The sequence below is a fragment of the Inquilinus sp. KBS0705 genome (assembly GCA_005938025.2).
Lineage (GTDB): Bacteria > Bacteroidota > Bacteroidia > Sphingobacteriales > Sphingobacteriaceae > Mucilaginibacter.
This window is the reverse complement of the sequence record VCCI02000004.1, coordinates 277,310-292,193: the sequence shown is the minus strand read 5'-3', so window position 1 is coordinate 292,193 and position 14,884 is coordinate 277,310. Positions and strand designations below refer to the sequence as shown.

Below are 14,884 nucleotides of genomic sequence, written 5' to 3'. Positions count from 1 at the left end.
TTGCGGCCCTCAAATAAAATCCGCCTTATGAAAACATTTCCGGTTACCAGTTCAATCCTCTCTGCGCATCATGTGGGTTCGTTTTTGCAGGCTCAATATGGTTTTTCGGTTAATGCTACCTGCAAATTGCTAAAAACCGGCATCAACCATAGCTATTTGGTAACCGATGAGGGAACCCGCTTTGTATTTAGGATATACAGCCTAAACTGGCGTACAGAGGTAGAGATAGCCGAAGAGGTAAAATTGCTGAATTTATTATATCGAAATGGCGTATCAGTATCGTACCCTATAAAAGACAAAGTCGGTAACTACTTACAACAGTTAGATGCACCAGAGGGGGCACGCACAGGCATGTTATTCTCATTCGCAGAAGGGGATAAGCTGCTCAACTTTTCGGCAGATGTGCATTACAAGGTTGGCCAAACCATGGCCCGCATACATACCTTAACACACAATTTAACATTACAGCGGGTTAGCTATGCGCCACAGGTAGTATTAAAAGATTCGTTTGAAAGCCTAAAACAATTTTTGCCGGCCGATACCGCCGAAATGCTATGGATGGCCGATACGCAAAAATACTTACTGGGCCTGTTAGCCGATGCTGATACTGCCCAATTAAGGCAGGGCGTTGTACACCTTGATATTTGGTTTGATAACTTTAATATTAGTCCGCAGGGAGATATCACGCTGTTTGATTTTGATTTTTGCGGTAACGGCTGGTTGTGTTATGATATAGCCTACTATATTTTACAGCTGCACAGTACCGAAAAGGAAGAAAATGAACGCGACCTAAAACTGAAAAGCTTTATGAGTGGTTATGAGTCTGTAACCAATATAAGCGTCGAAGAAAAGCGCCTGTTGCCTGCCTTGGGTGTAAGCCTTTATTTCTTTTACCTGGGTGTGCAATGCCGGCGGTTTGATAACTGGTCTAACGTGTTTTTAAATGAAACCTATCTAAAAAGGTTTATAAATTTATTAGTGAAAAAGTATTTTAACGATAACGTAATTGCATCATAAAATGTCTACTACTACAACTACAAAAATTGGATGGATAGGCTTGGGTTTAATGGGTACGCCCATGTCGCAGCAGCTTATCAAAGCGGGCTACCCTGTTACCGTTTACAACCGTAATAAAGCCAAAGAAGAAGGCCTTAAAGCGCAAGGTGCCGGCACTGCCGCAACACCGGCCCAATTACTGCAGCAAACAGATGTAGTAATATTAATGGTGACGGATGATAAAGCCATAAACGATATATTTAAAGGCAGCGATGGCTTACTCGCAGCCAATACTGGCGGCAAGATTATTATCAACATGAGCACCGTATCTCCTGCCATCAGTAGGGATATGGCCGAACTTTGCCAACAGCAGGGCAACCATTATTTAGATGCGCCGGTATCTGGCAGTGTTAAGCAGGCCGAAACCGCCCAGTTGGTAATAATGGCAGGTGGCAACGCCGACGCTTTTAACAAGGTAAAACCCATATTAGATGCTATGGGTAAAATGGCCCTTAACATAGGTGCGGTAGGCGCAGGCAATACCGCTAAGCTGGCCATTAATACTTTGCTTAGCTTTCATGCGCAGGGCCTGGCCGAGGCTCTTATATTGGCCAAACAAAATGGTATAGATGCCGAAGTTTTGCTAAATATGCTGGGCAATAGCGCGCTGGGCAACCCCTTTATGAAAATTAAGGGCGATGCCATTGTGAATAATAATTTTACAGCGGCATTCAGCTTAAACAATATAGTTAAAGACCTTAGGCTGGCAAAAGATATCGGCTTAAATACCCCAATGGGACTGGCTGCGCTAAAAACCTTTGAAGACGCCCGAGACGAATTTGGTGACGAAGACTTGATAGCCGTATTTAAACAGTTGGAATATTGGTAAATAGGGTATATCAGCACTTTGTTTATGAGCTGTAGTTTGTAAAAAGTAAGGCGTTGAACTAAGCGGGGGTTTGCAATGTGCTGAATTTATAATATACTTTTGGATTTATATGCTGGCTAAGGGTAGCACCTACGGCGCAAAATTAACCTTGCTTTTGTTTTCTACAAAGCGGTTATCCCTACGGGATATTATTGCATTATAATCAATTGTATTAAATATATACAATCCACATGTTCCGTAGCAACTACCACTTTGTAGCGCAATAACATAATATGTTGTGCCTCATTGGGCATTTAATTCAAACTTATCATGCTCCATAGGAGCTACCGCTTTGTAGAAAATAACAAATGCTATTGTGCCCCGTAGGTGGCTACCCTTAGCTAAATATCCAGATACCTTAATCTTTCTTAACAAGTTTAAAAGCTACCTTATCAAGCAGTAATTCAGATGAATCGGCATTTGCTTTGGTAGTATACAGGTCTAATTTGCGTTTGTTGATGATGAAAGCGTATGATTTTTGATTTTTCCCATTCAGCTCAAAAATTAGCTCATCAAGGTTACTCATAGGTCCGTTGCCTAAATCATTTTCCACATAGTAGGTGTTAAAGTCCGGGAAACCCGATACCTTTCCATTATCATAAAATACGGCATTAAACTTTTTTCCTGTATTGTCGGTAGCCTGGTATATGCCGGATATGATGCCTTTGTTAATCATATAACTCATACCGTAGCCTAAATTATTTGCGGGTTGGGTATTTAAGGCTTTAATATAATTGGTGGTTGATGTTTCTTTGGTTTTCTCGTCGTAATGGTATACAACAAGGGTAGTATCGCCATTTTTTATTTTATAGCTTAACTCATCGTCGCCCAATTCAATAGTGGTGGTGTTTTTACCCGGCTGAAATCTTAGGGTAAGATTGCTACCCTCGTGGTTATTCCATCCGGCAGCAACTATTATGCTATCGCCTTTAAGTTTAGCGGTATCAATAAGCATTGTGGTTAAGCCTGTAGCCCTGTCTGCGGCTGCTAATGGCGATTTACTTTTGATGAGTTTTTTGATGTAATTCTTCTTTACCCAAACGCCGCTAACAATAGGCTTAAACTGCGATATTAAAGCCTGCGATTGATCGAGCGGTTTGTTATTTGCCGCGTCCTGGTCAGATTCGTTGCCGCCGCATGAGGCAAATAGGCCTGCAATTATAAGGAGATAAAAAAGTCGCTTCATTTAAGTGTATTGGTGACACAATATAGTTTTATTAGTTTATATAATCATTCATATAGTACAACTTTAAACCATCCAACAAGTTTTTGTAGTTTTGTAACTTATTAATATAATATACGTGCATGAATGCTGATGCTGTAAAATTGCTGCAAGGCCGTTACTGTAATTCCTTAACCCAATATTCGCGGTTTGTTACCCGCGAGGTGGCTATTGGCGATGTGCCTATGGGCGGCAATAACCCTATACGCATACAAAGCATGACCACTACCGATACCATGGATACCATCGGTACGGTCGAACAGTCGATACGTATGGTTGATGCCGGTTGCGAATACATACGCATTACTGCGCCAAGCATAAAGGAGGCCAATAACCTGGCCGAGATAAAAAAGCAATTACGCATGCGCGGGTATAATGTACCGCTGGTTGCAGATATACACTTTACCCCCAATGCTGCCGAAGTGGCTGCCCGTATTGTAGAGAAAGTACGTGTGAACCCTGGCAACTATGCCGATAAAAAGAAATTTGACCAGTTAGATTATACCGACCTGGAATACCAGGGCGAACTGGAACGCATTTACCAAAAGTTTGCCCCGCTGGTTAAAATTTGCAAAGAATATGGTACCGCTATGCGTATTGGCACCAACCATGGCTCGCTTAGCGACCGCATTATGAGCCGCTATGGCGATACCCCGCAGGGAATGGTTGAGAGTGCTATGGAGTTTATACGCATGTGCGAAACATTGGGCTATTACAGCCTGGTGGTATCTATGAAAAGCAGCAATCCGCAGGTAATGGTGCAAGCCTACCGCTTGCTGGTACAAACCATGGTTGCCGAGGGCATGAACTACCCGCTGCACCTGGGCGTAACAGAAGCCGGCGACGGCGAGGACGGGCGCATTAAATCGGCCGTGGGCATTGGCACACTGCTGGAAGATGGCCTTGGCGATACCGTTCGTGTATCCTTAACCGAAGAACCCGAAGCCGAAGCACCGGTTGCTATTGCACTAGTGAAAAGATACGTTTTAAGGTCAAAGGCCGAAGGGCAAAAGGCAAAAGGCGATAACAACCTTTCACCCTTAACCTTTAACCTTTCACCTTCCTACAATCCTTACGAATACAAAAAACGCGAAACCTACGAGGCTAATGCCTTTATAGGCGGGCATATTGTGCCAAGGGTAGTGGTCGATCTGTCGCGGGCCAATTTGAAGGACCCTGCTGTAATGAACGATGCGGGTTACCTGTACTCGGCATTGCTGGATAAGTACAATATGGCCGAGCAATCGGTAGATTTTGTGTACCTGGGCGATAGCTTACCATCGTTTACCGTGCCCGGTAACCTAAAACAGCTTTATAACTATCCAACCTGGCAAAAACTGGCCAACAAAACGCTTTGTCACCCGGTATTTACTTTAGCTGAGTACATTGCGGCGGATAACCGTACATCGGCATTAAACCTGGTACGCATCACCAATGCCGACCTGGATAGCGAGGCATTCGGGCTGATACCTTTGGATAACACGCTGGTGTTTGTACTGGAGACCAACGAACTGCATGGCATGGCCGACCAGCGTGCCTTTTTCCTAAAGCTACAGGAAATGGAACTGGATGTCCCGGTGATCATTAAGCGTTCGTATGGTTTTGAAACTTCAGACTCAGGACTTCAGACTCAAGACTTACAACTACAAGCTGCTACCGATATGGGTGCTTTGCTGGTTGATGGTTTTGGTGATGGCGTATGGATAGATGCCCCGCAGGTAGCTACAAGCGTTATCACTTCTACCGCCTTTGGCATACTGCAGGCCACACGCTCGCGCATATCCAAAACCGAGTACATATCCTGCCCCAGCTGCGGTCGTACGCTGTTCGATCTGATGGTTACCACGCAGATGATCCGCAGCAGAACCAGTCACCTAAAGGGCCTTAAAGTTGGCATTATGGGTTGCATAGTAAACGGCCCCGGCGAAATGGCCGACGCCGACTACGGTTATGTAGGTTCGGGTACCGATAAGGTTACCCTTTACCGTGGCAAAGAGGCTGTCAAAAAAAATATCAACTCTGCCAATGCACTCGACGAACTCATCGGAATCATCAAAGGCGATGGCAACTGGATTGACCCATCCTGACGAAAAAGCTTGGATATATCAAAAATAATTTTATATTAGTTAAGCATCCGGAACGAAAAAAAACGAATTAAAACGAAAAATCCGCAAAAAAAACGAAAAAAATGGAATCGTTTAAGTATAGGTGTGGAATAGAAGATAATCCAACAAAAGCCCCGCTATTTAGCAGGGCTTTTGTTTTTGATCAGGTTCGCGGCAGCTTAAATACCAGGTTGCTGTCCTTGGTGCCGGTTTGGCTAAAGCCGGCCTTTATCAGTATCCGCTGCGATGGGCAATTATCAGGCGGGGTCTCGGCCCAGATGGTTTTAATAGCCGGATTGGTAAACCCCCACTCGCATAAGCATTTAAGGGCCTCGGTTGCATAACCTTTGTTATGCTGCTGTTTATCAATACAATACCCCGTAACCGATTCGCCATTTTCGTCGGGGTAGCCTATGCCAATACCGCCCGCGCTCACGTTTTCGGCCTTGATAATAACCTCCCAATTGGTATAATACTCATAATGATCGGGGTGCTGCTGTATCTTGGGCAGCCAAAAATTGTCGAGCGCGTCAAGCAATTCATGCTGATAAAGTGGCTCTATTACCATATTAGAGGGGTTTAAGCCCATTGATCGTTCGAGTGCTTCGCGACTTTCGCGCAGCAATAAAAGTTGCGTATAATTTAACGGTATTAGTTTTAACCGTTCAGTTTCAATAAAAAACATTGTTTTGATTTAAAGATTTGAATAACAATAAGATACCTGTCCGCAATATGCGGCTACGGGGCCAGTCATGATTAATGACTGTTTGTTATGCAATTCCAGGCAATGTAATTTGCCTTAGTGGTGTGTTAAGTAACAGCGGCGGTAATTATTTACATATAAACATACTTATTATATGAATAAAAGCAAAAGAAACCGAGTTTGGTAACGCGTTTTTACCACGATACAACTCCTCTCCATTCACCATTCTCTACTTACCAAACTTCTGCCAACATGTCACCGCTGTGTAATACATGCTGACGGATTGTTATTTAACTGACAGGCTTGGGCATATTTTGCTGCCAAACACATATTGGCACAACCATTGATAAATAGGTGTGGTAAGCAACACTTAATTAATAAAAAATCAATCAATAATATGTCTAAAATAATTGGAATCGACTTAGGGACAACAAACTCCTGCGTTGCAGTAATGGAAGGTAACGAGCCTGTAGTTATTGCTAACAGCGAGGGTAAACGTACTACGCCGTCCGTTGTGGCTTTTGTTAACGATGGCGAACGTAAAGTTGGTGATCCGGCAAAACGCCAGTCTATCACAAACCCTACAAAAACTATTTACTCTATTAAACGCTTCATGGGCAACCAGTTTAACGAGGTTACCAAAGAGGCCGAGCGTGTACCATACAGCGTAGTTAAAGGTGATAATAACACCCCACGCGTTGAAATTGGCGACCGTAAATATACTCCGCAAGAGATATCAGCCATGATACTTCAAAAAATGAAGAAAACTGCTGAGGATTTCTTAGGACACGAAGTTACAGAAGCGGTTATTACCGTACCTGCCTACTTTAACGATGCACAACGCCAGGCTACTAAAGAAGCCGGCGAAATTGCAGGTCTAAAAGTACGCCGTATTATTAACGAGCCTACTGCTGCTGCCCTTGCCTACGGTTTGGATAAAGCACACAAGGATATGAAAATCGCCGTATTTGACTGCGGTGGTGGTACGCATGACGTATCTATCCTGGAATTAGGTGATGGCGTTTTCGAAGTAAAATCAACCGACGGTGATACACACTTAGGTGGTGACGACTTTGACCAGGTTATAATTGACTGGATGGCAGACGAGTTTAAAAGCGACGAAGGCATTGATTTGCGTAAAGACCCAATGGCTTTACAACGCTTAAAAGAAAGTGCCGAGAAAGCTAAGATCGAATTATCAAGCAGCACCCAAACAGAGATTAACCTGCCATACGTAACCGCTGTTGACGGTATGCCTAAGCACTTGGTTAAAACCTTAACCCGTGCAAAATTTGAGCAATTAGCCGATAGCTTAATTAAACGTACCATCGAGCCCTGTAAAACTGCTTTGAAAAACGCAGGTTACAGCACATCAGATATCGATGAAGTGATATTGGTAGGTGGTTCAACCCGTATCCCGGCTATCCAGGATGCTGTTCAAAAATTCTTTGGTAAGGCCCCATCAAAAGGCGTTAACCCTGATGAAGTAGTAGCTATTGGTGCTGCTATACAAGGTGGTGTATTAACCGGCGAAGTAAAGGATGTATTGTTATTAGATGTTACCCCACTATCATTGGGTATCGAAACTATGGGCGGTGTAATGACACGCTTGATAGAATCAAACACAACCATCCCAACCAAAAAGTCAGAAACATTCTCAACCGCCAGTGATAGCCAGCCATCTGTTGAGATACACATATTACAAGGCGAGCGCCCAATGGCATCTGCTAACCGCACCATAGGCCGTTTCCACCTGGATGGTATACCACCAGCACCCCGCGGTGTGCCTCAAATTGAAGTAACATTTGATATTGATGCAAACGGTATATTACATGTATCTGCAAAAGATAAAGCTACCGGTAAAGAGCAAAAAATACGTATCGAAGCATCATCAGGTTTAACCGATGCCGAGATCAAAAAGATGAAGGACGAAGCGGAAGCAAACGCCGAAGCTGATAAAAAAGCTAAAGAAGAAGTTGAAAAACTGAACGCTGCCGATGCCCTTATCTTTAGTACCGAAAAACAACTGAAAGAATACGGCGATAAGATACCTGCTGATAAAAAAGGCGCTATCGAGTCGGGTTTAGAGAAACTGAAAACAGCTTATTCGGCTAAAGACCACGCTGCTATTGATACAGCGCAGGAAGAGTTGAATGCAGCCTGGACAGCAGCTTCTGAAGATATGTACAAAGCATCTGCCGAAGGCGGTCAACAACCAGGCGCAGGTGATGCAGGACAGGCAACTGCCGAAGGCAATGCCGATAATGTAACAGATGTTGACTTCGAAGAAGTTAAATAATCTATAGTCTTATAACAAAAAAGCCTCTCTGGAATCAGAGAGGCTTTTTTGTTTATGTATAGTATTGTTATGCTTTTTTTCTGCCTAAGTTTTCTTAGCTAATCAGGTTGTTCACCTTGTCAACAAGTTCGGTAAGGTCGAATGGTTTGTTTATTATAGCATCGCAGCCGTAACCTAAAAGGTCGGCATCGTGGTTAATATAAGCCGAGAATATAATAACCGGAACATTACCAAATTTAGGGTGCGATTTGATTTGGCGGCAAAGCTCACCACCGTTTGTACCGGCTACGCGGTAATCTAATATCACCAGGTCGGGGTTAAAGGTTTCAATAAAAGGCATCACCTCTTCGCCTTGCGCAGTGCTTTTTACCTCAAAATTTTCATAAGTGAGGGTTTCATGCACTATATCCAGAATATCCTGGTTATCATCAAGTACTAAAATACGCTTTACCATAAAAGATGCTATAAACTAAAGAGGAACGAAAAGGTATAATAGTAAATAAAAAATATTGCTGCTATAAAATTACGGTGGGTATCTTACTCAAAATAATGTTAAGCAGTTTAAACTGCATTGACAAAAGTAAATATAATTATTGTATATTAAAAAGTTGATACTCGGCATACGTGATAAAATGATGTATTATTGTTGTTATAATTAAATAAATGACTAATTATCCCCCTAAAATGTCTTCAGTTTTAAATGAACAGGACTTTCATGGCCTAATGGCACAAGCGCCTGTAGCTTTAAGTGTGTTGCGTGGAGATGACCTGATCATCGAATCGGCAAATGCAATTATGCTACAGGTATGGGGTAAAAACAACAGCATAATAGGCCATCCACTTGTCTATGGCCTGCCCGAATTAGTTGGGCAGCCGTTTGTTGATATTTTACATAATGTAATTAATACAGGGATTGCACACCACGGCTACGAAGCTAAAGTTGCATTAGTGCGTAACGGGCTAACCGAAAAGTGCTACTTTAATTTTGTATACCAACCTATTGCCGAGCCCGATGGTAAAGTTAGCGGCGTAATGGTAGTAGCTACAGAGGTAACTGAGCAGATTAACGTGCGCCTTAAGCTACAAGATGCCGAAGAGCGCTTACGCTTAGCGGCCGAGGCTACCGGCCTGGGTACGTTTGACCTTGATTTGCAAAGCGGCGGGATAATTCATTCGCCTAAATTAGCCGAGATATTTGGCCATAACAGCCCTACTATTGTTGGCCATCAGGAACTACGCGACATAGTGCACCCCGCTGACTTACATATTGTAATAAAAGCTTTTGATAAAGCACTTCATAGCAGCATTTATTTTTATGAAGTACGTATAATTTGGCCTGATGGAACTATACGCTGGATACGAACTACCGGTAAAGTTGTGTATGACGAAAATAGCCTGCCATTACGTATGTTGGGTACCGTACAGGATATCACCGATCAGCGGCATATAATGGAAGCATTGAAAAAAGGTGAAGAAGACCTTCGGCTGGCAACGCAAGCTGCCGAATTGGGCACATTTGATATGGACCCCATAACACGCAAACTGGTGTGGGACAAGCGTTGCGGCGAATTATTTGGTATAACTAAAGATGGCCCTATAAATTATGATGAAACATTTTTACTTGGCCTGCACCCCGATGATCGCGAAAAAACAGACTATGCTGTAAACAGGGCGTTTAACCGCGAACTATCTAACGGCGAATATGATGTAGAATATCGTACCATTGGCATCGAGGATAAAAAGCTGCGCTGGATAAGAGCAAAAGGCAAGGTACTTTTTAACGACCAGGATATGCCTGTACGGTTTACCGGGGCCGTATTGGATATTACTGAGAATAAGCGGAACGAATTGCGCAAAAATGATTTTATTGCAATGGCCAGCCATGAGCTTAAAACACCCCTTACTTCGCTTAAAGCTTATATCCAATTACTAATAGCAAATGCCAAGCGGTCAGGCGATAGCTTTTTACTGAACGCCCTTGAAAAATCTGAGAACCAGATCAATAAAATGACGAGGCTGATTTACGGGTTTTTAGACTTGTCGAAACTGGAATCGGGCAAATTGCAGCTTAACCCCGAAATTTTTGATTTAAACCAATTGATTGAAGAAATGGTAGCCGATAGCCTGCCGATAGCGCAAGGGCATGGCATTGTTTTTAACCCTGCTGAAGCAATAAATGTTACTGCCGACAGGGAAAAAATAGGACAGGTGCTAAGTAACTTTATTAATAACGCTATAAAATATTCTCCAAAAGGCACTGACGTTACCATTGAATGCAAATTAACCGGCAAAATGGTTAAGATTAACGTTACCGATAAGGGTATCGGAATCAAGCTAAAAGATCAGCAAAATATATTCCAGCGGTTTTACAGGGTAGAGGATGAAAGTACTAAAGGGTTTTCGGGTTTTGGTATAGGGTTGTACCTTTCGGCCGAGATAATTGCTTTACATAATGGCAAGATTGGTGTAGATAGCACTGAAGGCCAGGGAGCATCTTTTTACTTTAGTTTGCCATTATAAGCTAAAAAAACAAGTTGAATTATAGCACGAGGCTATATTAGAAATGTGAATAGTTTAATATAGCCTCGTGCTGTAAATCAAACATATTAATATGGATACGCCCTGTTTGGGTGGCGCCTGTGCCACCTGGCTATACGTGCGGCACGTTCTCTTTTTTCTTGTCGCCTGCGGGCTTCGTTACCAATTATATAACCGCCGCCTGCGCCAATTGCACCGCCAACTACGGCACCGCCAACACTTTTACCTATTAAGCCGCCTGCTACTGCGCCGGCTGCCCCGCCTATAATAGCGCCTTTACCTTGTTTGCTTATTCCTTTTTTATCCTGTGCCTGTGCATTATAGCTTATTGATGATAATGATGCTATAATAAGGCTGCTGAAAATAATTATCTTTTTCATTGGTATCTGATTTATTATACCAATGTATTGCAAATAATAAGCCGTAATTAAACCGGCATATAATAGGCCTTTTAAACGGCTATTGCCTTAAAAACGAACTAACTTCTGCTGCAAATTGTATACTATTCCCTGCACTGTTATGATCGCCGGGGATGGTTTTATAGGTAGCTGTGGGTATCATTTTTTGCAATACGGTTACATCCCCATTGGTAAAATCCTCAGTGCCGTCTATCAATAATACCGGAATTTTCACTTTAGCCAACTCCTGCGGACTGGTTGATGGCTGGTATTTTTGCTGGTAGGCCAAGGCCAGGTTATCAAAGTTGTTTTTACGTATCCATACCATCATATCGTCAACGTCGTGTATGGTGGTGTCGCCCATAAGGGCCTTGTAAGCGTGTATACGGCGCGGCCATTCGGGGTTGGTATAATCGGCACCCATGCCACCCATTACAGCCTTGTGCACGCGCTTATCAAGCACCATAAGCCGAGAGGTGATAATAGAGCCCCTTGAGTAACCCACCGCATCGTAATTTTTTATGCCGAGGCTATTTGTTAGTGCCATTACATCTTTTGCTTCAGCATCGTTGTTATAGCCGGCATCGGTATGGGGTTTATCGCTTTTGCCATTGCCGCGCTGGTCAAGTATAATTACCTTGTAGCCTTCGCTCAATAGCTGGGCATATAGTTTTCCGCGTTTCCAGCCCTGGCTGGTGCCGGTAAAGCCATGTAGCATTACTACCGGGTAGCCATTGCCCTTTACCTCGTAATAAATTTTTGTACCATCAAACGATGTAAAATAAGCGCCTTCAGCATCTTGTGCATAAAGGTTAACGCCACATAGCATAGCCGCTATAAGAGCAGCAAAAAATATCGTTTTTTTCATGATTTAAAATCTAAACAAACGCGTTTAAAATTAATACGCCAACCAGGCCAATTACAGATACGATGGTTTCCATCATAGACCATGAGCGGATGGTATCTTTTATACTTAAATTAAAATATTCTTTATACAGCCAAAAGCCCGAGTCGTTCACATGCGAAAACGCAAGGCTGCCCGCGCCTATAGATAATACCATTAAATTAGGGTTAACATGTGCCGATACCACTAATGATGATACAATACCCGCGGCGGTTAATCCGGCTACCGTTGCCGAACCCAAGCTGATACGGATGATAGCCGCGATAAGCCAGCCCAAAACTAAAGGCGGCAAGTTAAATTGTTTAAGGCTATCGGCAATTTGGTTATTTACCCCGCTTGCGGTAAGTACTTCTTTAAACGCGCCCGACCCGGCTATAATAAGCAATATCAACGCGATATCTTTGATGGCATCGGTGTAGTTAACAGCCAACTGGCTCATGCTGCGGCCTTGTTTTACGCCAAGGGTAAAGGTGGCTACAATTAAAGCAATCAACATTACAATAGATGGATCGCCCAGGAAGGCTACCAGTTTTAGCGTGCTTTGGTTTTTGATGCCTATATAAGGGAAAAAGGCGGTGAGCATCAATAGCAATACCGGCAACAGGGCTGTAAAAAAGCTATTGAAACCACCGGGCAGCTTATCGGCAGGCATTTCTTCGGCACGGAAGGTAGCCAATGGCTCGGATGGTATTTTTTTAAGCAGGCGGGCAAATACTGGTCCGGCCAAAATAATGGCAGGTATAGCTATGGCCAAGCCATAAATAAAAGTGGTAGCCATATTAGCATGAAACAGCACCACTAAGGCCGACGGCGAGGGGTGGGGTGGTAAAAAGCCATGTGTTACCGATAGCGAAGCCAGCATAGGCAAGCCAATGTATACCGCAGGCAACTTGTATTTGTAAACCACCGAAAATATGAGCGGCACCATTAGCACAAAGCCAATACCGTAAAACAGCGGTATGCCTATAATAAAGCCCGCGGCAACCAATGCCCACTGAATGTACTTTTCGCCAACGGCGTTTACCAGCACTTCGGCAATTTTTTGGGCGGCCCCGCTAACGGCCACCAATTTACCAAGCATGGCACCCAGGCAAATTATAATGAGCAGTTGCCCCAAAATATCACCCATGCCCTTTTGCACCGATGCAGTAACTTTATTAATGGGGATACCTAATAACAAACCCGCGGCAATAGATACCAGTAAAAAAGCCAGGAACGGGTTAAGTTTGGCCCAGCTAACCAGCAGTATAAGCAATACTATACAAAATACTATAACCAGCATTTTTTTAGGTTGAGAGGTTAATTGCAATGCCATTAGCAGTGCAGCAACTAATGTAATAACAATATACGAATTGAGCATCCGGGTGGCGAAAATAATACAGGCAGGTATAGCTATGTATTTATATTACCATTTTTACACCGGTATATTTTTTAGCCAATTAAACTGCTTATTTTGCAACTGTAAATATGACAAAGCAGCGTTATTTTTTCTTGATATTAATATTGGGTGCGCTAACGGCACTGGCTCCATTTTCTATAGATATGTATCTGCCCGGTTTCCCGGCAATTGCAAAATCGCTGCATACTACTACCGAGAAGGTTGCCCTTTCGTTATCTACATTTTTCATAGGTATATCTGTTGGGCAATTATTATACGGGCCTTTGCTTGATAAGTATGGGCGCAAAAAGCCGCTGTACTTTGGCCTTTCGCTTTACGTGGTGGCATCAATAGGTTGTTATTTTGCCTCTACCATACAAATGCTGATAGGGCTAAGGTTTATACAAGCCATTGGCAGCTGTGCAGCAGGCGTAGCATCAATGACCATGGTACGCGATATTTTCCCCCTAAAGGATAACGCAAAGGTTTTTGCGCTGCTAATATTGGTGCTGGGCGCGTCGCCCATGGTAGCGCCAACAGTAGGCGGCTATGTAACCGCCGTATTTGGCTGGCAGTTAATTTTTATTATACTGGCCGTAATGGCTGTGCTTATAGCGCTTGCTGTTATTTTTGGCCTTAAAGATAATTACCAGCCCGATGCATCTTACTCATTAAAACCACGGCCTATGCTTAATAGCTTTGGCACCGTACTAAAAAATCCGCAGTTTTATACCTATGCCGCATGTGGTGGCATTGGCTTTTCGTGCTTGTTTGCTTATGTATCAGCATCGCCATTGGTTTTTATGGAAGTATTTAAGGTAAGCGCCAAAACCTACGGGTGGATATTTGCCGGCCTGTCGGTAGGGTTTATCGGCTCCAGCCAGGTAAATAGCATACTAATTAAAAGATATAAAAGCGAGCAAATAATAATGGTTGTAATACCGGCCATGGTAATTATTTCAGTATTGTTTTTAGCAGGCGCTATGCAAAATTTATTAGGGCTGCCCGGCAGCCTTGTAATGATATTTGGTGTGCTTTGTTGTGTTGGCATTGCCAGCCCAAACACATCTGCACTGGCCCTTGCTCCTTTCGAAAAAAATGCCGGCACAGCATCTGCATTATTAGGCGCATTTCAAATGTCTGTTGGTTCGCTGGTATCGGTAGGGGTTAGCTTGTTCCCCGGTAAAACGGCGGTGCCTATGGCCGCCATTATGGTTGCCTCCGCAACGCTCGCGCTTATAGTTTTGCTTATAGGCAGGCGAAAAATAAAAGACAAGGCTGAAGCAAAACCCGGCCAAATAGCCGCACATTAGTTGCAATGTTAAGATAACCAAGTATTGCTGTTTATATAAAAGCCGCAATGTGTTTAGCGTATAAATGATAATTTATTGTAAAGGGTTGCAGAATTAAAAA

12 protein-coding genes are annotated in these 14,884 nt (G+C 43.2%); 6 read left to right on the top strand and 6 right to left on the bottom strand.

Annotated elements, in window-relative coordinates; translation table 11 throughout:
• Nucleotides 1-27 precede the first annotated feature (27 nt).
• Both FFF34_017990 and FFF34_017985 read left to right on the top strand, forming a co-directional pair.
• Complete coding sequence (locus FFF34_017990) at nucleotides 28-1,017, top strand: phosphotransferase (protein ID TSD63482.1); 990 nt, start codon at nucleotides 28-30, stop codon at nucleotides 1,015-1,017.
• Nucleotide 1,018: 1 nt separating this feature from the next.
• On the top strand, nucleotides 1,019-1,885 hold the full coding sequence (locus FFF34_017985) for an NAD(P)-dependent oxidoreductase (GenBank protein ID TSD63481.1): 867 nt from the start codon (nucleotides 1,019-1,021) through the stop codon (nucleotides 1,883-1,885).
• Between the two features lie 397 nt (nucleotides 1,886-2,282).
• On the opposite strand, the gene FFF34_017980 is transcribed toward FFF34_017985, so the two are convergent.
• Entirely contained in the window at nucleotides 2,283-3,110 is an 828-nt protein-coding gene (locus FFF34_017980; protein ID TSD63480.1) for a hypothetical protein, read from the bottom strand.
• Nucleotides 3,111-3,229: 119 nt separating this feature from the next.
• On the opposite strand from FFF34_017980, the gene ispG reads away from it, so the two are divergent.
• Nucleotides 3,230-5,233, top strand: coding sequence for a (E)-4-hydroxy-3-methylbut-2-enyl-diphosphate synthase (ispG, locus tag FFF34_017975; GenBank protein TSD63479.1), 2,004 nt, complete (start codon nucleotides 3,230-3,232; stop codon nucleotides 5,231-5,233).
• Nucleotides 5,234-5,414: 181 nt separating this feature from the next.
• Here the strand turns inward: ispG and FFF34_017970 are convergent, their stop codons facing one another.
• Nucleotides 5,415-5,936: a GNAT family N-acetyltransferase gene (locus tag FFF34_017970; GenBank protein TSD63478.1), complete on the bottom strand. Its 522-nt coding sequence runs from the start codon at nucleotides 5,934-5,936 to the stop codon at nucleotides 5,415-5,417.
• A gap of 415 nt (nucleotides 5,937-6,351) precedes the next feature.
• On the opposite strand from FFF34_017970, the gene dnaK reads away from it, so the two are divergent.
• The gene (gene dnaK, locus FFF34_017965) at nucleotides 6,352-8,253 is read left to right on the top strand and encodes a molecular chaperone DnaK (protein ID TSD63477.1); all 1,902 of its coding nucleotides are present in this window, start codon (nucleotides 6,352-6,354) and stop codon (nucleotides 8,251-8,253) included.
• A 94-nt stretch (nucleotides 8,254-8,347) separates the two neighbouring features.
• Here dnaK and FFF34_017960 read toward each other — a convergent pair whose 3' ends face one another.
• Nucleotides 8,348-8,707: a response regulator gene (locus FFF34_017960; GenBank protein ID TSD63476.1), complete on the bottom strand. Its 360-nt coding sequence runs from the start codon at nucleotides 8,705-8,707 to the stop codon at nucleotides 8,348-8,350.
• Between the two features lie 209 nt (nucleotides 8,708-8,916).
• Here FFF34_017960 and FFF34_017955 point away from each other — a divergent pair, with 209 nt between their 5' ends.
• Complete coding sequence (locus FFF34_017955) at nucleotides 8,917-10,773, top strand: PAS domain S-box protein (GenBank protein TSD63475.1); 1,857 nt, start codon at nucleotides 8,917-8,919, stop codon at nucleotides 10,771-10,773.
• An 86-nt stretch (nucleotides 10,774-10,859) separates the two neighbouring features.
• Here the strand turns inward: FFF34_017955 and FFF34_017950 are convergent, their stop codons facing one another.
• The 3 genes from FFF34_017950 to FFF34_017940 form a co-directional block, all read right to left on the bottom strand.
• A complete protein-coding gene (locus FFF34_017950; GenBank protein TSD63474.1) occupies nucleotides 10,860-11,171 on the bottom strand; it encodes a hypothetical protein in 312 nt (103 codons plus the stop codon).
• A 79-nt stretch (nucleotides 11,172-11,250) separates the two neighbouring features.
• The gene (locus FFF34_017945; GenBank protein TSD63473.1) at nucleotides 11,251-12,057 is read right to left on the bottom strand and encodes an alpha/beta hydrolase; all 807 of its coding nucleotides are present in this window, start codon (nucleotides 12,055-12,057) and stop codon (nucleotides 11,251-11,253) included.
• A 10-nt stretch (nucleotides 12,058-12,067) separates the two neighbouring features.
• Nucleotides 12,068-13,375, bottom strand: a complete 1,308-nt coding sequence (locus FFF34_017940; GenBank protein TSD63531.1) for a gluconate transporter — start codon at nucleotides 13,373-13,375, stop codon at nucleotides 12,068-12,070.
• A gap of 185 nt (nucleotides 13,376-13,560) precedes the next feature.
• On the opposite strand from FFF34_017940, the gene FFF34_017935 reads away from it, so the two are divergent.
• Entirely contained in the window at nucleotides 13,561-14,784 is a 1,224-nt protein-coding gene (locus FFF34_017935; GenBank protein TSD63472.1) for a multidrug effflux MFS transporter, read from the top strand.
• Nucleotides 14,785-14,884 lie beyond the last annotated feature (100 nt).